Origin of the sequence: Sulfurospirillum oryzae (assembly GCF_025770725.1) — a bacterium.
GTDB classification, from domain to species: domain Bacteria; phylum Campylobacterota; class Campylobacteria; order Campylobacterales; family Sulfurospirillaceae; genus Sulfurospirillum; species Sulfurospirillum oryzae.
Genome location: NZ_JANZKZ010000005.1, coordinates 44,943 through 70,917 on the forward strand (window position 1 = coordinate 44,943; position 25,975 = coordinate 70,917).

10 protein-coding genes are annotated in these 25,975 nt (G+C 41.2%); 9 read left to right on the forward strand and 1 reads right to left on the reverse strand.

All coding sequences use genetic code 11. The features are described 5' to 3' along the window. Nucleotides 1–132: 132 nt before the first annotated feature. Entirely contained in the window at nucleotides 133–1,563 is a 1,431-nt protein-coding gene (gene aspA, locus N0B29_RS11450; RefSeq protein WP_263833867.1) for an aspartate ammonia-lyase, read from the reverse strand. 245 nt (nucleotides 1,564–1,808) lie between these two features. Between aspA and N0B29_RS11455 the strand changes: the two genes are divergently transcribed. From N0B29_RS11455 to N0B29_RS11495, 9 genes are all read left to right on the forward strand, one after another. Beyond that, the gene (locus N0B29_RS11455) at nucleotides 1,809–4,010 is read left to right on the forward strand and encodes a MotA/TolQ/ExbB proton channel family protein (RefSeq protein ID WP_263833868.1); all 2,202 of its coding nucleotides are present in this window, start codon (nucleotides 1,809–1,811) and stop codon (nucleotides 4,008–4,010) included. A gap of 17 nt (nucleotides 4,011–4,027) precedes the next feature. Next, a complete protein-coding gene (locus N0B29_RS11460) occupies nucleotides 4,028–4,660 on the forward strand; it encodes a hypothetical protein (RefSeq protein ID WP_263833869.1) in 633 nt (210 codons plus the stop codon). 9 nt (nucleotides 4,661–4,669) lie between these two features. Then, nucleotides 4,670–6,043 (forward strand): TolC family protein, encoded by a 1,374-nt coding sequence (locus tag N0B29_RS11465; RefSeq protein WP_263833870.1) that lies wholly within the window; start codon nucleotides 4,670–4,672, stop codon nucleotides 6,041–6,043. A gap of 28 nt (nucleotides 6,044–6,071) precedes the next feature. Beyond that, entirely contained in the window at nucleotides 6,072–6,329 is a 258-nt protein-coding gene (locus tag N0B29_RS11470; protein ID WP_263833871.1) for a hypothetical protein, read from the forward strand. After that, complete coding sequence (locus N0B29_RS11475; protein ID WP_263833872.1) at nucleotides 6,326–8,113, forward strand: tetratricopeptide repeat protein; 1,788 nt, start codon at nucleotides 6,326–6,328, stop codon at nucleotides 8,111–8,113. Before N0B29_RS11470 ends, N0B29_RS11475 begins: the two co-directional genes overlap by 4 nt. Before the next feature lie 87 nt (nucleotides 8,114–8,200). After that, nucleotides 8,201–9,166: a hypothetical protein gene (locus tag N0B29_RS11480; protein WP_263833873.1), complete on the forward strand. Its 966-nt coding sequence runs from the start codon at nucleotides 8,201–8,203 to the stop codon at nucleotides 9,164–9,166. Nucleotides 9,167–9,212: 46 nt separating this feature from the next. Next, on the forward strand, nucleotides 9,213–22,577 hold the full coding sequence (locus N0B29_RS11485) for a beta strand repeat-containing protein (protein WP_263833874.1): 13,365 nt from the start codon (nucleotides 9,213–9,215) through the stop codon (nucleotides 22,575–22,577). Nucleotides 22,578–22,584: 7 nt separating this feature from the next. Next, nucleotides 22,585–24,699, forward strand: a complete 2,115-nt coding sequence (locus N0B29_RS11490) for an ATP-binding cassette domain-containing protein (RefSeq protein WP_263833875.1) — start codon at nucleotides 22,585–22,587, stop codon at nucleotides 24,697–24,699. Beyond that, nucleotides 24,696–25,967 (forward strand): HlyD family type I secretion periplasmic adaptor subunit, encoded by a 1,272-nt coding sequence (locus N0B29_RS11495; RefSeq protein ID WP_263833876.1) that lies wholly within the window; start codon nucleotides 24,696–24,698, stop codon nucleotides 25,965–25,967. Before N0B29_RS11490 ends, N0B29_RS11495 begins: the two co-directional genes overlap by 4 nt. The last annotated feature ends 8 nt before the right edge of the window (nucleotides 25,968–25,975 follow it).

Here is a 25,975-nt window from a genome sequence, read left to right on the forward strand (position 1 = left end):
TCTAAAGAGACTTGAAAATGACTTTTTTAAAAAGATTTTTGAAAAAAGATTGAAAGAATAGAATTAATTTGAAGATATAACTTTTAAGTGATACAAAGCGTTACATGTAAAGAGGGCAAATTGCCCTCAAACTTAAATTTTATTAAACTTGCTTTTTTCAGAAAGCCCGAAATTGTGGGGTTGTATCATGTTTTCTGGCTTAATGATCTCATCAAGTTGCTCTTTATCCAATAATCCTTTAGCTAAAACGATTTCATAGACAGAACCACCGCTCTCTAATGCCTCTTTGGCGACGATGGTTGAGTTTTCATAACCGAGGTAAGGATTAAGAGCCGTAACGAGACCAATGCTATTAAGCACGAGTGCTTTACATCTCTCGGCATTGGCAGTAATACCATCAACACACGTATATGCCAATGTTTCAAAGGCATTTTTCATCATATTAATGGAATTAAAAAGGTTATAAGCGATGAGGGGTTCAAAAACATTGAGTTGGAGTTGTCCCGCTTCGCATGCCATCGTGACGGCAATGTCCGTACCTATGACTTGAAAACAGACTTGATTGACCACTTCGGGGATGACAGGATTGACTTTGCCTGGCATGATGGAACTTCCCGGTTGCATCGCAGGAAGGTTAATCTCACCAAAGCCTGTACGTGGACCTGAACTTAAAAGGCGGAGGTCATTGCAGATTTTGGACATTTTGGTCGCAACACGTTTGAGAACGCCTGAGATTTGCACATAAGCGCCCGTGTCTTGCGTTGCTTCGATAAGATCGCCCGCAGTAATGAAAGGACGACCCGTCACCTCTTGCAGTTTCGCTTCTACGGTCTTGGCATAATCAGGATGCGCGTTAATGCCTGTTCCAATCGCCGTTGCTCCCATATTGATCTCGCGCACCAACTGTCTTGCTTCGTGTACTCTTTGTATGTCTTCACCGATCATCACGGCGTAAGTGCGAAACTCTTGCTCTAAGGTCATCGGAACTGCATCTTGAAGTTGGGTTCTTCCCATCTTGATGACATCTTTAAATTCACTAGACTTTTTTGCAAACGAATTTTTGATGATGCTCATAGACTCCCCAAGCTCGCCCAGTTTTTCATAGAGTGCCACGCGAAGGGCTGTGGGATAAGCGTCATTGGTAGACTGGGAGAGGTTAACGTCATTATTAGGATGAAGGTATGTGTATTCGCCTTTTTTGTGCCCTAAAATTTCCAAACCAATGTTGGCAATTACTTCATTAGCATTCATATTCGTGGAAGTCCCAGCCCCTCCTTGGATCATGTCAACCACAAATTGATCGTGAAATTTGCCTGCAATGATGGCATCGCAGGCTTCAACAATAGCATTTTTTTTAGTTTCAGCAAGGAGATTGAGTTCATAGTTGGCTAAAGCAGCCGCTTTTTTAACTTTAGCTATGGACTCGATGAATGTTGGAAAGCTGCCAAGCGTCACACCTGTAATGTGAAAGTTCTCGACTGCACGCGCTGTTTGAACACCATAATAACACTCATTAGAAATCTCTTTATCGCCGATAAGATCATGTTCGATTCTGGTTAACACGCCTTTACTCCTTGAATTTAAGTCTCATTTTGTGACACATTATAGCACTCAGTGACTGCAAAATCTTTACATGTAAAAATTACATTTTAAACCATTTAAAATGTTAAAAAGTCTTCAAATCTTGCACTTTAAGGGTTTTTGTACGCAAATATTGATAGAATCATTAGCTTTTAGTCGAATCTCATTAAAAAAAACACTTAAAATCTAACACATATTGTAAAACAAGGAAGAAGTGATTCACGCCCATGAAACGTATTAAGGTCCTTAAAGCATATCTGATTATCTGGCTCTTCATTCTTTATGTTGTGTACACCAACGCAGAACTACTGGGTGTCTTTTTTATGGCAACGGTGATTTTTAGTACAGCTATTGTTGGCTTGCTCGCTGTTGGATCACTCTATCAAATTGTCAGTGGCTACGATATTATGATGTTAGGCGGTACCTTTGGGGCACTTGCCTATAAAAAAACAGGGTATGAATTTTACATAAAAAGTATCGATTCTCTTCTACCTGCGAATATTGCGCACATGCTTAAGATGCGTAAAAGTCAACAAAAAATGCTTTTCACGCAAGAAGAGTCACGCAATATTATCGAATGGCTTGATAGTAAATTCCGTAAACAAAAAGCCTACATAAACTTCTTTATTAACACGGCGATGCTTATAGGCTTACTTGGAACGTTCGTAGGCTTGGTTGAAGCAATCGACAATATGGGCCAGATTATTTTAGGGCTCAATGGCGATATTGACATTAAACAAATTATGCAAGATTTCTCTGGTCCTCTTTCAGGTATGGCTATTGGTTTTGGCGCGTCGCTTTTTGGTGTTGTTTGTGCGGTTATTTTGGGTATCAATGGTTATATTTTATTCCGTTCGCAAGATACATTGATTAGTGGTGTTGAAAATTGGCTCAAAGACAGGATTATTGATATTGCACCTGAGATGCTTGGTCGAAGCACGGCTTCTATGGCAACCGATCTTCCTGAGCAACGCAAAAGCTTTATGGATATTTTTCTTGAACAGATGAATAACTTTACGGGTGAAATTTCTAAACTGACCAAATCCAATGAAAATTTTCATGCTATGGCGCAGACACTAACGTCAATGAAAGCAGTTATGGATGAACAACAGGCAACATTTCAAAAAATAGCAGGTTCTCAAGAAAATTATGTGCAAAAATTTGATGCTTTTTCTGAATATGCTAAAAAAGCAGATGAAATAAAAGCACAACAGCAGCATCACGATAAAGCAGCCATGCAAGCTGTATTGGAAGAGCATGGTCAGCTGCTTACGCAAAGTGCCAATACCCTTTTAGCTCTGAATAATGGCATTGTCAATGTGAATAACAAAATGGAGCTTCAACATCAAATATCTGAGAAAGTCGTAGCACTGAGCGAGCAACAGCTCATTCAAGATGCAACGCTACACAAAGAGACGCTTCAAGCAGTCGATCAGCTCTTAGTGGGTGTTGAGCGTGGCACTGAACGCGTTGTCACTGTGTTAAATCAGCATGAAAATAAACTGGATGTGATGATCCAAGACTTAGGCACAACATCGCGTGTTCTTTCTGAAATTTACACTCAACTGGAAGCGAGCGGTCACGTTTTACTGAACATTGCCTCAGCCCAAACACATCATTTTGATGAAACACTCAAAGCGTATAGTACGATGCAAGAGCAAATGAAGATGTTAGATAGGGCACTTAATCTCGAAATCACAACACTCGAATCTTTAGGCACGCAAAGAGCGCAGGAACATGCTGTGGTAGTTGAGAATCAGCAAAAAGCGCAAGGTGTTTTTGAGACGATAGCCGTGACGATAGAAACGACAAAACAGACACTATTAACGGTTTTAGACGTGCAAGAAATCTTTAAAGCTGAAGCCAAAGAAGCCTCCCAAGAATCGCTTCAAGCCGTCGTGGAAGTCCAAAGAGCTTTAGCTCTTAATAAAGCATCACTCGAATCACTTTTAGTTGCGCATGAGAATTTCCATACACGCTATTTCAATGCACAGTATGAAACCAAAAATACATTGCAACAGATCAGCCAAGGTGTGACGGCTGAAAATCACATTAGCACGGAGCTTTTACAAGCATCAACGCTTATCAATCAAACACAAAAAATGAATGCTGAACAAGAGAGGGAACTTTTGGGTGCGTTAGGCGATGAGTTGGCACGCATAGAAGCGTTTAATCAATCAGCGATGGAACATAAAAAAGAGTTTGAAGAGGCGTATTTTAAACACAGCGATGAAAAACAAACCTATGTGGTCGCAGAACTTGGTCAAAAGATTGAGCAGACACAAGAACAACTTGAGACAATGGCACAATCACTTAAAAATATTGAGGAAGTTATTGCTCGACTTGATAAACATAATGCACTTCATGGTACGGGTGTTGCCGATGAAATCAAGGGCTTCTTTAGTTCGCTCTTTCATAAAAATTCATAAAATTGAGGAATTAACGTATGGCAGCGGGTACTGATCAAGGAGAGATGAATCCTTTTATCTCGTACGTAGATCTTTTTTCATCTGTTATTCTTGTATTACTTCTTTTTGTACTGATTATGTTTGTTAATGTGGGCTACTATATGCAGTTTAACTCAAAAAATGTCTCATCCACTGCGGCACAAGAAGTTGTGAGCCCTCAAACGCAGAGTAAAGAATCATCTAAAGTGGTCTTTGTAACCGCCAAAGATCCGAGTAAAGTGACAACGACTCAAAGCAGTAGTGACGTTGGTGAGAACACACTGACGAAACAGGCTGACAAATCAACACTCGCTGACTATAAAGAGTCTGACCTCATTATTATTTTTAAAGATAATGACTATTTTGTCAATAAAAGCGTGGTGTCTCAACTGATTAAAACAATGGAAAAAATACTTAAAGTTAAGCCTACGGCTACCTTTGTGATTAGCGTGGGGGATTCTAAAAAATTGATCAGCTCAACGCAAACAAAACAGGTCTCTTTGGGGCGTGTTTTAAGTTTTAAAAACAGTCTTGAAGCAGTACCCGAATTGAAAAATAAAATTCAAATTAACTACAAACAGCAAGAACAAATTCATCATGAATTTGGCTATCTTAAAGTAGATGTAAAGTAAGGAATGCGAGTGCGTTTTAAGTTTTTTAATGCTTTTTTGACCGTAATCTTAGGGTGTGGTGTTTTTTTACCTTCTCTTTTCGCGGTTGATAGTGAAGAAGATAGTGTCTCTAAACTCAATGCGTTTTTGGCTCAAAAAGATGTTGATACCTTAAACACCAATAATGCAACCTTGAAGAAAGCTGTTGAGGTAGCTATAAAATCGAATTATCGCATTAAACAAGCGCAAGAGCGAATTTATCAAGCAGAACATTCAACCAAAGAAGCTTATGCAGACTTCTTGCCTAAGCTAGATGTCTCTACGACCGGAACTTCTAAAGATAGCAGTGGCTTTGATACCCAAAAATATGGACAAGCCAGAGGCGATCTTGTGGCTTCTTACAATGTCTACTCTTCCGGAATGCACAGTGAGACGGTGGAGAGAACGTACATTACAAAAAAAGAACAAGAAGAACGTTTACGAGGTACGCTGGAAGAAGAGATCAACAAAGTCATCGATGCGTATTTTAGTGTCGCTTATGGACGACTGGCGGTTGAAGTCAATAAAAGTAACTATGATAAATTGTTAAAAATTCTTGATATCGTTAAAACAAAAAGAGAATTGGGTGCGGCAACAGCAGGAGATGAAAATTCTATTTTAGCGAGTGTTTCCAATGCTAAAACAGCACTGATTAACACTGAATCTTCTTTCAATAATGCCAAGGATTATTATGAATTTTTAACAGGCTCCAAAGTGGAAGATCTTAATCCCTTTGAGATGAGCTTTGAAACGAAACTTTCAACGTTTGATGAACTATTTGAGGATATTAAAAAACGCAATACCGATCTTAATATCTTAGAGACACAAATTAAGGGTAAGCAAAAAGATGTGGTTATCAATAATGCAACCGATGGTCTCAAAATAGATTTCTCGATGACAAACTCGAAACGTTATAAAGATGACAACCTTCAAACATCGAGCCCTTCAGAAGGTAAAAACCGTGATTTTATTGCTGAATTGACCTTTAGCTATAACCTTTATGATGGTGGGCGAACAGAGGCAAAAGCGGCAAGACTTATGAGTGAAGCTTCTGCTTTGATTTATGATCTCGAATACACCAAACAAGACACGAAGTGGAATTCGCAAAAACTTTTTAACTCTGTTCAAACGAATGCTAAAACGATTGATACCCTTAGTACCGAAATTGATGCAAGTAAAAAAATGGCTGAAGCGTATTGGGAAAAATTTAGGCTCTCTAGCCAAGATTTGGTGACACTTTTACAAGCACAAAGACAAGTCAATAGCGCTGAATTAGAAAAGTTACGCAGTGAAAAAGCTCGTATAGTGGATTATTTTTCCTTGCTTACAAAACAAGGAAAACTCGTGGAATTCTTTGGTTTTTAGGTCTAATTTTGAAATAAGGTCATTGAGGATGTATCATAGGTTTATAGTCTATTTATTAGCGTGCTTTGGCATAACTCAAGGATATGCCAACGAAGGCAATACGACGCAAAAAAAAGAAGATATAAAAGCCACTGTTTTATTTCAAGGCAAAGAGGCGTATGATAAACACTTAAAGCAAAAAATAGATGAGAAATCTTCTTCTGTTGACGTGAAAAAAAAAGAGATAACGCCCTCCAATGAAAACAACATCAGTGATGTTTTTAAAATGCGTACTATTAAAGAATGATGGAACCTCATACACAAGCCTTCGTTATGGCCGGCGATACTTTTTTAAAAGATCGTGAACTCTCCTCCGCGATTACATGTTATCACAAAGCATTGACGTATCCACTCGAAAAGCAAATAGCCGTAAAAGTTCTCAATAACCTAGGTGTTGCTTATAAGCGTCAAGGCTCTTTTGAAAATGCTATTGCCATTTTTCAAAAAGGAATAGAGACAGATGCTTCTTATCCAGCATTTTATTCCAATTTATCGGTGGTGTATCGATTACAAAAACGGTATCAGGAAGCATTAGACATTTTAATTAAAACAGTAAGCCTTCATCAACAGTTTCATGACTATAGGACACTTGTTGAATTTTTGGGATTTCTTAAAAAGCCCCAAGAAGCACTGAGTATGGCTTATGAAGCACAAAAACGGTTTCCTAAAGAGTACGAAGCACACTTGGTACTGGGTAATCTTTTTGCCTCATTTAAAGCATACCATCAAGCTATAGAACCCTATCTTAATGCTATTTCACTTGCTCCAGAAAAGACACAAGCGTATAATAATCTAGGCGTTGCCTATAAGGAACTTGGGCAGAATAAAGAGTCTTTGGAAGCGTATCAAAAAGTGTTGGCACTCAATCCAAAAGATTCCGCTGTTTACAATAATTTAGGTAATTTGTTGCGTAATATGGGCGATTTAAAGGGCGCTCTTGAGCACTTGAAATACTCCATTGCACTCAACCCTGATTATGCAGACGCTTATAGCAATGTGGGCGCTGTGTATAAAGAGGCAAAAGAGTATCAAGCCGCTATTCCGTATTATCAAAAAGCATTGGCTCTAAAGCCTGAACATACCAATGCTAATTTTGATATGGCACTTATAGAACTTACGTTTGGAAACTATGAAAGTGGATGGAAACGTTATGAGCATAGACTCAAAATGAGCGAACTTATCGCTAAAATTCACCCTTATAAAACACCTATGTGGCGAGGTGAATCGCTTTTAGGGAAAACGTTGCTTTTGCAAAATGAACAAGGGTATGGGGATAACATTATGTTTATTCGTTATGTATCTTTTTTTGTTGCAATGGGCGCAAAAGTCATTGTTAGAACAAGACCTGAACTTGTCAGTCTTTTTGCTTTTGTTGAAGGTATTGACGCTGTTTACAGTGAAGAAGAGGCTATCCCTTTACATGATTATTATCTACCGCTGCTTTCCGCACCCTTTTATTTTAAAACAACACTTGAGACGATTCCAAAGGCATTTCCGTACTTACATGTAAAGCATCAAACCGTCACGTTAAGCCTTGATAAACAACGTTTGAACATTGGTCTTGTGTGGAGTTCAAGCCGCACCAATAAAGATTTTAACAATAAATATATTGGACTTTTTCAGTACAAATCCCTTTTTGAGATTCCCAATACTGCTTGGTATTCATTGCAAGTAGGCGAGGATGCGCTAGAGATAGAAAAAGAAGGGCTGGAAGATAAAATAGTTGATTTATCACCTCATTTGATTGATTTTGCAGCGACGGCACAAATGATTCAAAAATTAGATCTTGTCATTACAATGGACACGGCCGTAGCCCATTTGTGTGGAGCATTGCATAAAGAGGCGTGGGTTTTGGTTCCAAAACCTGCCGATTGGCGTTGGATGCAAGAGGGAGATAGAACCCCATGGTATGAAAGTTTAATTCTATTTAGACAAGTGAATAAAGGTGATTGGAGTGTGCCGATTGAAGCGGTTAAAACAAGATTGAAATCTTTTTCTCGCAATGATAAAATAGGCATAATAGGCGCATGAAGAGAGATTTTAGCAAGAGAATGCTATGATATATAACAATATGTTAATCATGCATTTTAATAACTGAATACAAAATGGAGAGATGTAATGTTTAGTATGATACTTAAACTTCAAGCGCTATTTGAAAGACTTAAAAAACACAAAGCACTTTGGTTTACAACAATTACAGCAATAGCTTTTTTCGGTATTGTAGGGACGCTTTATTATCTTAACTCAATGACGCACCGTGCGACTAAAAATCTTTATGAAGCGACCAATACAAGTTATTTTAATGATTTGGATACAAAAATTGGTGATTCGATTTATAATCTTGAAATTATCGGTAGCATGTTATTGTCCAACCCAGAGTTTATTGCTGCTATTAATTTGCAAAATAATACCTCTGCGATGATGGAAAAACTCAACACGCTTGATGCAAATTTACAGATTATTGCTAAAAACAGTATTGTTATAGAGCTTTACACGAAAAACTTTGTCAAAATTGCCTCTTCTTCAGCAACGCCTGTATTAACGACAGAAGCTTATGATTTGGATAGTTTGCGAAAAGTCGTCGCGACGAATCAACCACTCAGTGGCATTGAATACCAAGACGGTCAAGTTTTTTTAAAAGCGCTCTATCCAACAACAAACGGTATTTTAGAGATTAAGCGCTCGGCGGATTTTTTATATGACGTCTATCAAGCCAACGGAAAAATTTTTCAAATTTTACTCGATAGAGATCTTTTAGAAATGAAGAAGTTGCAAACGTTTAAACATCAAAAAATTGGAAAAAATGAAATCAGTGTACAAGCTAAAGCAGACAGCGCATTTCTGAGTAAAATCGCAGAATTGGATTTTGAGAAGATTATTGCGGATAAATATTTATTGAGTGACGATTATTTTATATTAGCCAAGCCACTCCTTAATGTGGATGGCAAAAAAGTGGGTGTTATTATCGTTGGTGAAAGTATCACCAAAGAAAACAGTCTCCCTAAAATGACTAAGAAAATTTCTACAGGACTTACAACGGCAGCCCTTGGCTTAGTCGTAGCACTTTTAATTTTGATGATTTGAAAGACGCACACAGAGTGTTTAAAGTATAAGGAGGAGGGAAAGAGTTATGCCTGCTACATCTGAGGTTAATTACAGTAAGAGCACTACGACTCTCAAATCACCTCCTGCTGCTGGAGAAAATATCAATCTTTTTTTACGTCCTGGGGATGAACTCTCTTTAGGTGTTGATCTTTCAAAAGCAAAATTACAAATTGTGGGGGGCGATGTTGTCGCAACACTCCCCAATGGCGGACAAATCACCTTTGTATCGTTGGGTATGATGGTTTTTGAAACCAACGCTCCTGTTGTGAAATTGCCAAATGGCATGGTCATGCAAGTGGAGCAGATTTTAAATAAGATCCAAGATATTGGACAAGCTCCCAAAGACTCCGTTCTTGTGTCAGGCCCTGTCTCGCTTCAAAGTGAACAGCAAAATACTGCTAAAGATGAACACACTAAAAAAGAAGAATCCCCTGTTAATGACTATAATGCCTATTATGTAGACCCTCAGCCTTTTATCAAACCGCTTGATAATACGAACACCAAAGAGAATAGCGGAAAATATCTTCACGAAGCGGTAACGGAATATACGAGCAATAACCCTGCTGTGAGTGATAGTAGTGAAAAAAATAAATTTATGGATGAGCAAAGCAAGAGCAAAGACAACGTCGCTGATGTTTCTGCTGCACTCTCATTTGACCTTGGTTTTTATCAAATAAAAAGCTCAGACGCCGTAGCGGGTGGAATCACGACGGTATTAGGTGGAACAGGAAGTGCCCTCGGTAATGTGAGCAAAAGCGCTGCGGCGCAATTTCAACCTGAAACGTTAGATTATCGCAGTGATGCGTACCCAACGGTGATTACAGCAGATAATCCTAGTCTTGTTAATGATACCTATCTTACAAAATTGGTGAGACTTAGTGTCTCACAACCTATTGGTTTTGCCATTAAAAATATTACAGTTTTAGGTTTAACAGACGCATTTCAAATCCTCAATTCCGATTTTACGTCAGCCAATACGACGGGCGGTGGCTGGAGTCTTGCTTCAGGGACAGGATTCACATCAACTGCAACCGATGGTGGTGAAGTCATAGAGTTTTACATTCGTTATGAGCCAAATGCTGCCAATATGACGTTAAATTATGATTATTTGATGAAAGTCAATTTAACATCGCAGTTTGATATGGCAAATGTCCCTGTTGCAAAGCAAGGAGAAGTCGTTGTTCCAGAGTTGGTGACATTAACAAATTATAAAGATGTGGGTGTCATTGTTAAAACAGTTGCAACAGAGGCTGATTATACGTATACGGGACATTATCCGACTGGATTTGTGGTCGATACCACTCCCAATGAAAATATTATTTATACATCCAAGTACGACTCTACCGTTTATGGTGGGCTCTCTAACGATACGATTTATGGCAATATTGGTAACGATACGCTAAGTGGTGATAAGGGCAATGATACAATTAGTGGTGGTTCTGGGGCGAATGTCATTAGTGGTGGCGATGGAATCGATACTGTTAGCTATGATTTTGTTGTTAAAAATTACAGCGATACTTTTTTATCAGCCCACAGTGGACTCTCAAACGATCCTCACCCACAAGGCGTTATTGTCAATCTTCAAACAGGGTTTGCCTCTGGTCAGACCATCGAAGATTCAGCTCCAAATGATGAATATAATGGTGAGGCGCTGGTTAATATCAACGATACATTAACCAGTGTTGAAAATGTGATTGGTTCAAAGTTTGATGACACAATCATTGGTAGCAATACGGTTGCTAATATGCTTCATGGTGGAGAGGGTAATGATACTCTTGATGGCGGAAGTAGTGGGGGAAATTATCTTTACGGTGAAGCAGGAAATGATTGGTTAATTGGTAGTACTCGCGATGCTAAAATTGATGGTGGCGATGGCGTTGATACCATTGATTTTTCAAATAATGCCGTTGGTATTGAAATTACACTCAATAACTCTTCGAATGGTAGCATTAAAGATATTGGAGCATCTGCTGCAACAACCGTTATTTTAAATGTCGAAAATGTTGCAGGAACACAGTATAAAGATATTATAAGCGGCGACAACTCTAACAACCTTTTAATTGGTGGTTATAATCATTTAGCAACGAGCGTTACGGCAAATGATGATACGATCAGTGGTGGTGCAGGTGCCGATACGATTGTGGGCGACATGATGGTAGACGCGCTTATCGCTACTACGATGTATGGTGGAAATGATGTTTTAAGCGGTGGATCTGAAAATGATACGATTTATGGCGATTCTGCGCCTATTTTAAGCACATCTACGCTTGTTGTCGAGGCTGATCAGAGTAGAGAATATATTGTTGATGGAGGTTCTACCCTCGCAACGATTGTCGGTGGTAATGATACCCTAAAAGGTGGCACGGGTGATGATCTTATTGATGGCGGAAGCGGTTATGATACCGTTGATTTTAGTAGCTCATCAGCAAGAGTCATTGTCAATTTAGGATTGGCTGGCAATGTAGGCTCTGCCACAGGAGAAGGAACAGATCGCTTACTCAATATAGAAAATATTATTGGCTCTAGCTATGGTGATACATTAGCGGGAAATGAGTTGGCTAATACCCTAAATGGTGGTAGCGGTGGTAGCGACTGGGTTGATTATGGATATGCTGGAAGTGGTGTTAGTGTTGATTTAAGCACTGGTTTGGCAACTGCTGGCGGTAGTGATATAGATACGCTTCTATCAATCGAGAATGTCCTTGGCTCCAGTCACGACGATACGATAACCGATAAGAGCGGTACAGCAAATACATTATTGGGGCTAAATGGCAACGATATTTTCTTTTCTCATAATAATAACACAGGCGGTACAGATACCTTTGATGGTGGAAATGGTATCGATACCATCGATTATTCGCTCTCTTCTGGTAATTTACATGTAACCCTTGGTGGAAGTACCAATATTGATACTCTCATCAACATAGAAAACATAGTAGGCGCAACTGGCAATGATACATTAGTTGGTGATGCAAACGCCAATATACTCAAAGGAATGGCGGGTGCAGACACTCTTATGGGTGGTGCTGGGGCAGATACTCTTGATGGTGGTTTGGGGCAGGATATGGCGGATTACTCGACATCAAATTCGATTACGGTGACTCTGGCTAACGGGACGGTTGTTGATGGGCTTGGCTCTACCGATACATTGACAAGTATTGAAATCATCAAAGGTTCAAATTCAGCGGATGTTATGACGGGCTCAAACTCATCTGATACGCTTATAGGAAGTGGCGGAAACGATACTTTTTTTGCGAGTGCTGGGGGTGATATTTATTATGGAAATGATACGTTAAGCAGTACAGATGCAAGTTCAAATGCAGATAGAGTTGACTACTCTGTCGCTGTTGCAAGCGTTGATAATATTTTTGCAAATTTGTCTGCAAACGCTGTTTATTTAAGAAATGGTGCTGCGGTTGTTTCTACAGATACACTGTATAGCATTGAAGAGATCTATGGCACTACTGGCAACGATACCATGATAGGTCGCAGTGGTTCCGTCAATATTTTATCCGGTGGAGATGGTAACGATACCTTAACGGGAAATACAGATGGCGATGTATTAGACGGAGGAAATGGAGTTAATTTAGCTGATTATTCTGCAAGAACTCAAAATTTAACGGTCGATCTCTCCTTATCTTCTAAAAATATTTTCATTACTGGAACAACAGCAACCACAACCAATTCTGATACGTTGAGCAATATCCAAAATGTAACCACAGGCAGTGGAAACGATACATTAACAGGAAATAGTAGCAACAATATTTTAACAGGCGGTGCTGGTGATGATACCTTTATCGGTGGCGCTGGAAATGATACGTTTATTGGTGGTACAGATACCACGCACGATAGTGGTAACGATACCGCGAATTATTCAGCCTCTATCACTGCCATCGATGCAGACTTAACGCGTGGTTCTGGACAAGTCATAGGCAATGCGACCACGGATGGTACCGACACATTGTATGGCATAGAAAATATTATTGGAACAGCACAAAACGATACGATCGTCGGTGATAACACTAATAATATTTTAACCGGAGGCGCTGGAGATGATACACTAACGGGTAACGGCGGTGCAGACCAGATAAGTGGCGGAACGGGAAATGACACGATATATGGCGGTTATGACGGTGATTTGATCGATGGAGGAAGTGGTGCTTTAGAGAAAAATAGCATCAATTACAGTGGATTTGCCGCGGATGCTACCATAAACCTCAACACAGCCAAAGCGTACCTCAATGCGACACCATCACTATACGATTCTGTCACCAATATTCAAAATGTGATTGCTGGCACGGGAAATGACATTCTGATTGGTAAAAGTGGCGTTGTCAACACCCTTCAAGGTGGTGCAGGGGATGATACGCTTAGTGGAAATTTAGATGGCGATTTTTTAGATGGACAAACACATACTAGCGGCGATACAGCAGATTACAGTGCCTATACAGCTACGACTAATATTACGGTCGATATGGGTGCTCAGACTATTGCACAAAGTGGAAGTGCTACGGCTAAAGACTCTTTTAGCAATATCGAAACTATAAAGACGGGTGCTGGAGCAGATACCTTTAGCGTCAATACGGCATTGGATGCAAGTGCCTATACCCTTGATGGTGGTGCAGGTACCGATATAATCGATTATAGTGCAATATCTGAAGCAATCAATGTTACCTTAAACAGTACCACCTATGCAACCGTAACGGTTGGCGCGTCAGGTGGTGGTAATGATGAAGTCATTAAAAATATTGAAGATGTCAGCGGCTCTAAAGCAAACGATACGATAATTGGCGATCTCCTCGCCAATAAAATTTACGGAAATGAAGGCAATGATACACTCGATGGCGGGGCAGGAAGTGACCTCGTTTATGGAGGCGATGGTAACGATTTCATTATCGGCACTAAAGACGGTGTCGCAGACTCTTACTATGGAGGAAATGCGAGTACCGATACTGGAACAGCAGACAAAATCGACTATACTGCCGTTACTTCTAATATGACATTAACTTCGGGAACGACCGTCACAGATAGTACCAATAGCATTGGAACAGATACCCTAAATGGCATAGAAATTTTTGATTCTGGTAGCGGAAATGATACGCTCAGTGGCGGCACTGTGGGGATGACCATCTATGGTAATCTTGGTGCAGATAAAATTACCGGTAGTAGTGGTAACGATATTCTTTATGGTGATAACATAACCAACAGTCATGGCGCAGGTGATGGGCACAATACCTTAGCAGGTGGTGCGGGGATTGATATATTATATGCTGGTGATGCGGGTGATACGCTTCGTGGTGATGCAGGCAATGACACCATGGTCGGTGGTGCAGGTGTTGACTCGCTTGATTATGCGACAAACAATATTGCGATTACGGCTCTGCTTAATATGGGTATGGTGAGCGGTGATGGTCTTGATGTAGTTGATACAACAACGATTGAAATTTTACGTTCCGGAACAGGTGCCGATACGATTACGGGTGCGGATACAGGCATTTTAAAAACAATTTACACGGGTGGTGGAAACGACATTATCAATGGTGGGACACTAGGTGAAACACTATACGGTGAAGCGGGTAACGATACGTTGCGCGGTGGCGGTGGTGTAGATACCCTTTATGGCGGCACTGGTAACGATGTGGTCTATGGCGCAATTGACGGCGATACCCTTTATGGCGATAATGGAACGGGCAATGTTTTAGGAACAAGTGATACGTTGGATTTTTCGGATATAGCAACCAATCTGGTTGTCAATATGAGTACGCAGTCAACCACGGGTGGAACTGTCAATACAAATGCAAGCATTTTCTTTGAATTTGAAAATATAACCGGTGGCTCTGGAGACGATCAAATCACGGGCGATGCAAATGCCAACATCTTAAAAGGCGCTGCTGGTAACGATACTTTTTTTGTTAGTAATGGCGCAGATACGATTGATGGTGGACTTGGCATTGACACGATGGACTTTTCAAGCCGAAACTCTTCGGTGAATGTCAATCTTGCAACATTGCAAATTATTAACAATGGCAATGGTGAAACACAATCTCTCCAAAATATAGAAAATCTTTCGGGTGGCAATGCCGGTGATACCCTGTATGGTGATAGCTTGGTGAATACCATCTTCGGAAATCTTGGGGCTGACCAGATCTTTGGCAATGATGGCAATGATGTTTTATACGGAGATAATGTAGGCAATACACACACGACAGCCGATGGTCACAATACCCTTGATGGAGGGGTTGGCAATGATACGCTCTACGCAGGAGACAGTGGCGATACACTTATTGGCAGTGCAGGCAATGATACGCTTTATGGTGGCGCAGGAGCCGATGTCCTTCAAGGCGGAGCAGGAGATGACACCCTAGATGGTGGCGGTGGAATTGATATAGCAGATTACCGCAATGCAACGGCAAAAGTTGTTATTACAGCAGATATAGTAGATCCTACCAATTTGACAACGGGAACATCAAGCGGAACAGAAGGAACCGATATTATTACCAATACCGTTGAAGTTGTCTATGGAAGCTCTGGTTATGGCGACACCATGATCGGTAATGCTAATGCCAATACGTTTTACGGCTGGGGCGGTAATGACACCCTAAGCGGCGGGCTTGGCAATGATACCATTTACGGTGGAGCAGGTGATGATACCATTGCGGGTAATGGTGGCAATGATACACTTGTAGGTGGTGATGTGATCGGCACGCTTGCTGGATGGGATACCGTAGACTACTCCGCAGATAGTGCAGGCGTAACCGTCAATCTAACCGCTGGAACAGCCATTGACGGATTGGGTGGAACGGATACCCTCAGTGGTTTTTCACGTGTTTTAGGTTCAAATTTTAACGATACGCTGACAGGTAGTGCCATTGCGGATGAGTTACGCGGTAGCGGTGGTGATGACTGGTTTGTCATGACAGCAGGCAATGATACAATCTACGGTGGTACGACATCCCAGACCAATGGAGATACGGTAGATTTTATCAATGCTTCAACGGCGGGTGTGGTTGTCAATCTTGCGACGAGTAGCGCGAGTGGAGCTGATATTGGAACGGATGCCCTTTATGAAATCGAAAATATTTCTGGCTCCAATTTTAACGATACCATTACTGGTGATAGCAATAATAACACCCTTGTAGGTCGAGCACTGGGTGATACAATTTTAGCCGGTGCTGGAGCTGATATTATTTATGGTGATGATAACCTTCTAAATGGTAATTTTGATGGTAGCCAAACAGGTAATGACTTTTTATACGGACAAGATGGAAATGATACCCTTTATGGAGGGCTTGGTAACGATAGCCTTTGGGGTGGTAATAACGATGATACCCTTTATGGTGGAACGGGTGATGACTACTTAAACGGTGAAAGTGGCATCAATACTCTTTATGGTAATGAAGGCAATGACACGTTTGAGCTAAATGTCACTACCGCAACCAATACCATCACAGGTGGCAATGGTACAGACACATTAAATTTTTACAATGCTGGCGCTATTACGATTGATTTAGCGCTCACTTCCGCCCAAGCAACTGGAGGAGGAGGCAGTGTTACACTTCTTGATAGCATTGAAAATATTTCAGGCTCCAATAGCGGTGCAGATATCATTGCAGGAAATGCTTCTAACAATACGATCTTGGGAAATGCAGGCAATGATTCACTCTTTGGTGCCGCAGGCGATGACTCTATAGATGGTGGTGTAGGCAACGATACGTTAGCGGGTGGTGTAGGAGCAGATATTATTACCGGCGGCACAGGTGATGATGTTCTTCGTGGAGGTGGTTCTGCTTATAATAGTGCTAATACAGCAGATGGCTCTGCCGATACACTCTATGGCAATGCTGGAAATGATGTGCTTTACGGCATGCTTGATGGCGATACTCTCTATGGCGGTGATAACGCTACAACATTTAATGGCAATGATAGAATAGATTACAGTGAACTGGGTGCTGGAGCTGTTTATATCGATATTAACGCAACGGCTGGACTATCCTTTGCACAATTAGTAGGTACTCCAGCAACCATAGATACCATTTATGGATTTAATACGGTCTATGGAAGTAGCGGAAACGATACTATTGTAGGCAATATCAATGACAATAGTATCAATTCAGGCTCAGGGGATGATGTCATCTATATGAGCCCACTAGCAACCATTTCATCATCAGCGAGTGCGGGTAGCGATACGATCGATATGGGCATTGGAGACGATAAGCTTTATGTGTTTGCATCGGAGCTTACAAGTACAGATACAATCAATGGTAATACGGGTAATGACACTATTTTGTTTAGAGATGGTGGAATACTCAATAATGCTTCTGCTTTTGCCAATGTATCTTCTATAGAGGTTGTTCAGTTTGCTGATGTTGCTAACACCATCAGCCTTGATACAACACAACTGAATGGGGTACAACTCATTGGTGGTTCTTCCGATGACATCTTTAACTATGCCATAACTAATTTTAATAGCCTTGATAAAATAGATGGTGCTGTAGGAAATGACACTTTGTCGTTTACAACAGCTGGGACACTGACTGACTCGATGCTCAGTTCTGTTTCAAGTATTGAAAAAATACAGCTTGCCAATGGAATCAATACCGTCACCGTTGATGTGAGCAGTGTGAGTGGAGGCGTTGCAACACTCTATGCTGGAACAAGTGGCACCAATACCTATAACTACTCACTCGCGAATCTTACAAGTGCCGATCATATTGTGGGTGGTGGTGCAAGTACTACGGATATAGTGCAATTCTTAAATGCTGGAACCATCGCAGACGATACAAGGTTTAGTGGTCTTAGCTTTATAGATCAGATCAGGCTTGCAAATGGGACAAATACTTTTAACATTGGTTCGAATGAAACACAACTCAGCGGTGTCAGCCTTATTGGTGGCAGTGGTATCGATACGTTTGTGTATACCTCAACAGCATTAACCGATGCCACTGCGAATGCAAAATTGGCAGGATCTGGTAGTAATGATATTTTGCAAATTACAGGAAGTACCAATGTTGTGAATGCCAATCTTTCAGGATTCACAGGCATTAATACTTTAAATCTAAACAGTTATACCGGCACTATTGCCCTTGGTGCAAACGCTACAACTATGGGACTTTTAAACATTGATGCCAGTGGAAATGCTGGAATATTGACTATTGATGCTTCGGGTATGAATTCTGCTGTTACGATTAATGCGACAAATGCGAATGGAAGTACCTATAAAGGGAGTGCTGTTGCAGGAGATGTTTTAAATATTAACAATGCTTTAACCAATCAAGATGCTTCAAATATAACAGGCATCGAGACTATTAATGTAAATGCCAATACAACCTTTACAGGCGACATTACAGGTGTGAGTAATCTGAGTGTCGCAAGCTCAAAAACACTGAACCTTGATGCCAGTGCATTAAGCGGCGATACAATGAGTATTGCCGATGCGGGTACTTTGGTGATCAACAATGCGAGCAGTTCAACGCTATTAAATGGACTTACTTTGACAGGTGCGGGCGCTTTACAAGTCAATGGAACCAGCAGCAATGATACCATTACGCTCAACTCCACGCTTACGTCATACACAGGAACAATCACACTAAGTGGTGGCGCAGGGGATGATATGATTGTCGGTAGTGGCAAAAATGATACGCTCTTGGGTGGTACTGGAGCCGACACGCTAACCGGAAGTGCTGGAACCGATAGGATGGATGGTGGAGAAGATGGCGATGTGTATCGTTTTACGGCAGCAGCAGATATTGCAGCAGATGTCATTAACGATACAGGCAGCAGTGGAAATGATCTTATTTTTATGGATGCAAGTGGCAATTTTTCTCTAGCGAGTGTTTCAGTTAATGGCGTTGAAGAGCTTAAATTTTATCAAGGTGTGGGATCTCAAACATTAACCATTTCACAAGCGCAAGCAACTTCTCTTGCAACTTTTACCGGCTTTGCTGGAGCCACCGATACACTCAGCGTTACGGGAGTAACTACCAGCCTTAATATGAACAATGCAAAAACATATACCAATATTGCCAAAGTGAGCATTGACGCCTCAAGTGCTTCATCTGCCGTGACACTCACAGGTGTATCGACTCTTTCCAACAGCATAACTGGTGGTAGTGGAAACGATACCATCATTGCAGGAACACTCGCAGATACTTTAGCAGGTGGCAGTGGTAATGACACTTTCCAAATCAACAGTGGTTATTTAACCTCTGCCGATACTATTTCAGATGCAAGCGGTTCGGATACGCTTGAAATTACCGATGCGGGCGCAACCATTAGCGATGCACAATTAACCAATGTAACGAATGTGGAGATTTTAAAATTAGGTGCAGGTTCTACAGTGACATTGGGAACTGAGGCAAATAATGCAGGTAGTGGATTTACAACGGTTAATGTGAGTGCGGGTGGAACAAATACCATCAACAATAGCACGATCAATAACCTCAGCGTTGTGGGTGGCGCTGGTGCTGATACGCTCAATGTCAGCGGAGGCGTTGCCATTAATGCAAGCAATCTAAGCAATGTTGAAAATCTTAATATCACGAGTGGCACAAGTGCTATGAGTGGTACACTTAGTAGCGCAACGATAACAACGATCTCCTCAGGTGCTACACTTACCACAGCCGTGCCTTCAACAGCACTTTCTGGCAAAACAATCAATGTCAACGGTACACTTAGTGCGACGAGTGTTAATGGCACTGATGTGTCGCATGTATCTGTAAACAGTGGTGGCACAGCGAACTTTACACTCTCTGCAGGAGGTACATTTGATGCTAGTGTCATGAGTAAAGATACCAATGGACTACTTAAAATTTATGGCAATACGGGCAATGAAACCATAACCATAGACAGTGCAAAATTTACCAATGCGAGTGATCTTATCAGTGATTCAAGTGGAACCTCAGATACCCTTGTCGTCACAGGTAGCAATGCGATAGACTTTACAAAAATCAGTGGTATGGAAATTGTTGATTTGACCAACTACAATGGTACAACATTGACGACCAATACGACAACCAGTGAGACGATCAAAATTGATTCTGCCTATACATCCATTAATGCAGGTGGTGGAGTCGATCAGCTTTCTATTACCGCGAATAGTGTTGATTTAAGTGGTGCAACACTGAGCAATATTGAAAGCTACGCTGTTGCAAGTGGGGCGACATTAACCATTAAAGCTTCAGATGTTACGGGTAAAGCCGTTACGGGTGCTGGAAATATTGTGGTGATTCATAGTGCGGATTCAGCTTATAATTTTTCAGCTATTACAACGAGTGGAGCTAAAACTCTTGAATTTACGGCTAATTCAACCTTTAGTGGCAATTTAGGCTCACTCTCTACGGTTAGTGTTGATAACGGCGTAACTGCAACCATAAGCGCAGCATCACTTAATGGCAAAACAGCGACGATTTCAGGGGCTGGCGCTTTAGATATTACCGCTGACGCAACAGCTGCGAATAACAATTTTTCAGGGCTTACCAACGCGATTACAGGTAATGTCACGCTTAATGTCGCTAGTACTCTTGATTTGAGTGCTGTAACGCTAGGAACTGTGCTCGATAAGCTCAATACAAGTGCGTTAGTAACACTCAGTGGTGCGCAAGCAAATGCCATCAACCAATACTCCGGAACGGGGAATATCACCGTTGAGGTTGGAACAGTAGCTAATGTGGACCTTTCTATTAAGACACTGGCTGGTTACAGTGGTACCTTTACCGTGAACGATGGCACGGGTGTTCAGACATTAACCGGAACCTTGAATGATGATGTTTACAATGTAGATAATGCCTCTACTACTATTTTTGCAAGTTTTGGTAATGATACTATTAACATTTTGTCCTCTTTAAATAGCAATTTATCAGGAGGCATTGATGGTGGTGGTGGTGGCGGTGATGTCCTTAATATCAATAAAAGCGGCTTAACATTCAATATGAGCAATATCACCAGTATTGAAACGATCAATGTAAACCAAAATGCGACCTTTAACAACGGAGTACTTTCCGCTACAACGACAACCGTGGCTTCAGGTGTTACTCTAAGTGCAGACGCTTCTGTGCTGAGTGGTAACACGCTTAATGGTTCAGGAACACTGAGCGTAACCAATCTTGATGCCGCACTTACTGCTGATTTTTCGCATGTGGCAGGAGCAACAACCCTCAATGTGGATTGGAGTGGAACAGGCACGTATACAGGAAACTTGAGCAATGTTGATACGTTAAATATCTCCAGTGGTACGATGCATACTACCGATGATATTGTCTCTGGACATACCATCACAGGCACAGGATCACTCATCGTTGATGTTGATAGCAATCTTGGCTTTACATGGTCAAATATGGCTGCATCTTTAAGTAGTGAAACCATCAATTTTACGAGTGGGACAACCTATACTCAAACATTGACCAATGTCGATGCGATTACTCTCGAAAGCGGTGTAAATGTTGATATTTCGGGTGCAACGATTGGTGCGACCACGACGTCTGTGGCGGGTGCTGGTGGCAATGAATCCTTAACACTGAACAGTAGCTTTTTACATGTAACTTCTAGTGTTGATTTAGCGGGAGGTTCATCTGATACATTAAGTGTCACTGGCAATACAGCACTAACAGCGGCAGATTTTGGCAAAATACACAATGTCGAGACACTCGATCTTAGCGGTTACACAGGCTCCGTAGATTTGACCAGTACAAGCGGTATAACACAGCTCAATACAGGTGCTGGTGTGAATAGTACGACCATTGATTATGCAATGAATGTAAATGATAGCGCAGGAGTCGATACCCTTTATACGACGGCAAGTATGAATTTAAGTAGTAACACTCTTTCAGGTATTGAAACGCTCAGTGTTGCGAGTGGAACGACAACGACACTTGACTATAATGATCTAGGTGCAGGTAAGATAACAACGCTTAGCGGTAGTGGTAGCGTTGCGGTTAACGGTGAAGCTTCTATGAATATTCACAGTGAAAATGTAGCAGGATTGGGCTCCGATAAATTGGGCATTACCGGTACCGCAGGAGCGGATAATTTGGTGCTTGATTTTAGCCAATTGGACAAAATACACTTTGATGGCACAACGGGCACGGATACGGTAAGCTTTACATCTTCTGCCGTAGCGAGTGGTGCTACATTTGATACGAATGCCTTTAGCAATATTGAGACGTTAGACATCAGTAGTCTTGGGCTTAGTGGCTCAGGGGTAACGATAGATGCCAATGCTCTTAAAAGCTTCACGGGTGGTACCAACGATTTAACATTGGTGATAAGTGCTACGGCATCACAAGATTCCTATATTCATCTCTCAAACGAAACAACCTATCAAAGTGTTACGTCTTTGACTGCGGGCGATCATGTTTTAGATAATGGTTTGACGTTACATGTACAAACAGTTTAGGATATAAATGAAATCAACAGCACCTATTCAAAGCAGAAGTAACGAAAACGATACATTGCTACTGGCTTTTAAATACATTCTTGATTTTTACTATGGCAACGTTTCATTTGAGACGATTCAGACCATTTTAGCGCACGATAGAAAGCAAACAAGTGTGGATGATTTGCGTTATGGCTCTTGTGATTTTGGACTTCAATTTGAAGAGATGGAACTCTCTTCCGATATGGTTCATTCGCATCTTTTCCCGTGTATTGTCATTGCCGAGAATGATGATGTTGGCATTGTCACCTCTTTTGAAGACGGGGTCATTACCCTTCTTAATCCATTAACAGAACAAAAAGAGGAAATGGACATTACTCTGCTTCAACAGCGTTTCTGCACGCTGCTCTCTTTTTACAAAGAGGTCTCCTATAAAAATGTTTTGACGCATGAAACAAAGGAGAAAGAGTGGTTTTGGAAGCATCTTTTGGATTCCAAAGCTGACATTGTTCGTGTGGGTATTTTAACGGTTTTTATCAATCTTTTTATTATTCTCATCCCGATGTACTCGATGAATGTTTACAACCGTGTCATTCCTAATTTTGCGACCGAAACGCTGTTTGTTTTAACGATTGGTATAACCTTTATTTTTATTTTTGATGCGATTTTTAAAATGGCTAGGGTCTATATTTTGGAGAGCATGGGTAAGCGCATTGGTAGCATTTTGGAAGAAGAGATGCTCAAACGGCTTCTTCTGATTCAAAGTGGGCATGACCACTTGCTTGCAGGTTCAAAAGCCAATTTATTTCGAGAAATTGCTCAAATTCGAGACTTCTTTATGTCAAAAAGCATTGGTTTGGCGCTTGATTTACCGTTTGTCTTTTTAACCCTTTTGGTTATTTTTATTATTTCTCCTGCCATTGCTGCGGTGACACTGTTGTGTGGACTTATTATCGTTGGTATTAACCTTGCGTTTCAAGTGACTATTTTTAGCTGGAGCAAAAAGCTTTTTCATGATGGGCAAATGAAGCACAACTACCTCTTTGAAACAATCAAAGGCATCGAGACGTTAAAGCTGACCAATGCCATTACCCGAAGACTTTTTAAATGGCGACAGTTGGTTAATTTCTACAATTTTATCAATCTCAAAATTCAGATGCACTCTAATTTGGCGATGAATCTCTCCGCCGTTGTGATGCAGTTGGCGACGGTTCTAACGCTCGTTGTGGGTGTTTATGAGATTCAAGATAAAAACATGACTATTGGCGCACTTGTGGCACTCAGTATTTTGGTTGGGCGAGCGATGGTTCCTATTGTCAATATCTCAACCATTTTGAGCAAATACAAAGAGTTCAAAGAGTCACTAGAATCGATCAATAACTTTTGGCATCTTCCTCTAGAGACGCAAAAATCGATTGAAATTGGTATTCAGGCCTTGCAAGGTGAGATTGAGTTTAACAATGTGATCTTTACCTATGCAGGCTCCAAGTCACCTTCGCTGGCGAGCGCAACATTTAAAATAAAACCAGGTGAAAAAGTAGGATTCATTGGTCGTACGGGTGCGGGGAAAAGTACCATTTTACGGCTTCTCTCAGGGCTTGATACCGCGCAATCTGGCACCATTCATATCGATGGGCATGAGATCAACACCATTCATCCAGTCGAACTTCGTGCTAACATTGGTATTATGCCGCAAGAGCCATTTTTATTTGCGGGGACACTGAAAGAGAACATTGAAATTGGTGTGAATATTGGCAAAGAAAAACTCATCAAACTTCTTGCGATGACAGGGCTTGAAGAGCTAGTCAAACGCTCAGGCGAGGGCGAAAACTTCCAAGTCGGTGAAAATGGTAGCAGGCTTTCTGTGGGTCAACGCCATTTAGTGGGATTGGCGAGAGCACTCATTAATGACCCTGCTATTCTTGTGTTGGATGAGCCAACGACGGGCATGGATGTGGGGTTAGAAAAAGAGATGGTCGAGCATCTGAAACCGATGGTGAAAGAGAAAACACTTATCGTCATCACGCACCGTTTTGCAGCCCTTGAGCTGGTCGATAGAGTATTGGTGGTTAACAATGGTCGCATCGTTGCCGATGGCGCTCGCGATGAGATTTTAAAACAGTTACAGGGTAAACAGCCATGATCAACAAAATGATGATTGAAAAGCGCTGGAATTATTACATTACCGTTGTGCCTATTGGGCTCTTTTTTCTGGTGTTCTTTCTTTGGTCAGCGTTTAGTGAAATTGATGAAGTGGTACGGGGAAATGGCAAAATTGTCCCCTCTGGTCAGACAAAAATCCTTCAACACATGGAAGGGGGAATTGTCTCTGAAATCTTGGTCAAAGAGGGTGATAATGTGGCGATCAATCAGCCGATTTATCAGCTGAATCAAGCCTTTTTTACAGCCGACCTCAAAGGCAAAGATCTGGATCGTGTCTCCTTGCAGGCAAAAGAGCAGAGATTGATGAGTTTAATTGACGATACAGAACTCGTCTTTGACAAAGATGTCACGGAGCAGTACCCTGAAATTGTCAACAATGAATTGCAAATTTTTCGCAGTGAAAAGCTCAATAACTCAGAACGTCTCAGTGGCGTTCAGCAAAAAGTCGAACAAAGACAGTATGAGCTTAAAGAGCTAGAAAGCAGGCAAAAAAACCTCTCGTTAGAGCTCAATATGGCACAGGAAAACACCTCCATTACCGAACAGTTGATGAAATCGGGTGCGGGGTCGCGTAAAGAGTATCTTTTTGAGATGAGCAAAAAACAAAATCTCATTACGCAAGTGGACGAGGTGAAAAATCTTATTCCTGTGACACAAGGCAAGTATAAAGAAGCGATGCACGAACTAGGCTCAATTCGTTCTGATATTCAATCAAAACTTCTCAATGACCTTAAAGACGTACGTTTGAAACTAAGCCAACTTTCACAGCAAAGTGAGGCAAGCATTGATAGAACGAAGCGCCTTCTCATCACTTCTCCCGTCAATGGCATCGTGAATGTTCTTTACTTTCACACGGTGGGCGGAACGATTAAACCGGGTGATAAAGTGGCTGAGATAACACCGCTTGAAGAGGGTTTGATGATCGAAGCGAACATCAAAGCGTCAGATCGCGGACGTATCTGGATGGGGCAAAAAGCGAACATCGAAATCACCGCGTATGATTATGCGCGTTATGGCATGATCGAGGGTGAGCTTGTCTCCATCAGCCCCGATAGTTTTACGAATCAAAAAGGTGAGATTTTTTACGCAGTTAAAATCAAAGCCTCCAAAGATCGCCTTGGTCCAAACTTGCCTATTATGCCAGGAATGGAAGCAGGGGTGAACATCATCACGGGGAAGAGAACTGTACTTGGATATATTCTACTTCCACTTAAACGCATGGGGAAAAATGCTCTCTTAGAGCCTTGATTATCTTT

Bases quoted from the DNA above. Each gene is read 5' to 3' on its own strand.
- N0B29_RS11455 (WP_263833868.1), top strand. From the start codon at position 1,809: ATGAAACGTATTAAGGTCCTTAAAGCATATCTGATTATCTGGCTCTTC.
- N0B29_RS11460 (WP_263833869.1), top strand. From the start codon at position 4,028: ATGGCAGCGGGTACTGATCAAGGAGAGATGAATCCTTTTATCTCGTAC.
- N0B29_RS11470 (WP_263833871.1), top strand. From the start codon at position 6,072: ATGTATCATAGGTTTATAGTCTATTTATTAGCGTGCTTTGGCATAACT.
- N0B29_RS11475 (WP_263833872.1), top strand. From the start codon at position 6,326: ATGATGGAACCTCATACACAAGCCTTCGTTATGGCCGGCGATACTTTT.
- N0B29_RS11480 (WP_263833873.1), top strand. From the start codon at position 8,201: ATGTTTAGTATGATACTTAAACTTCAAGCGCTATTTGAAAGACTTAAA.
- N0B29_RS11485 (WP_263833874.1), top strand. From the start codon at position 9,213: ATGCCTGCTACATCTGAGGTTAATTACAGTAAGAGCACTACGACTCTC.
- N0B29_RS11490 (WP_263833875.1), top strand. From the start codon at position 22,585: ATGAAATCAACAGCACCTATTCAAAGCAGAAGTAACGAAAACGATACA.
- N0B29_RS11495 (WP_263833876.1), top strand. From the start codon at position 24,696: ATGATCAACAAAATGATGATTGAAAAGCGCTGGAATTATTACATTACC.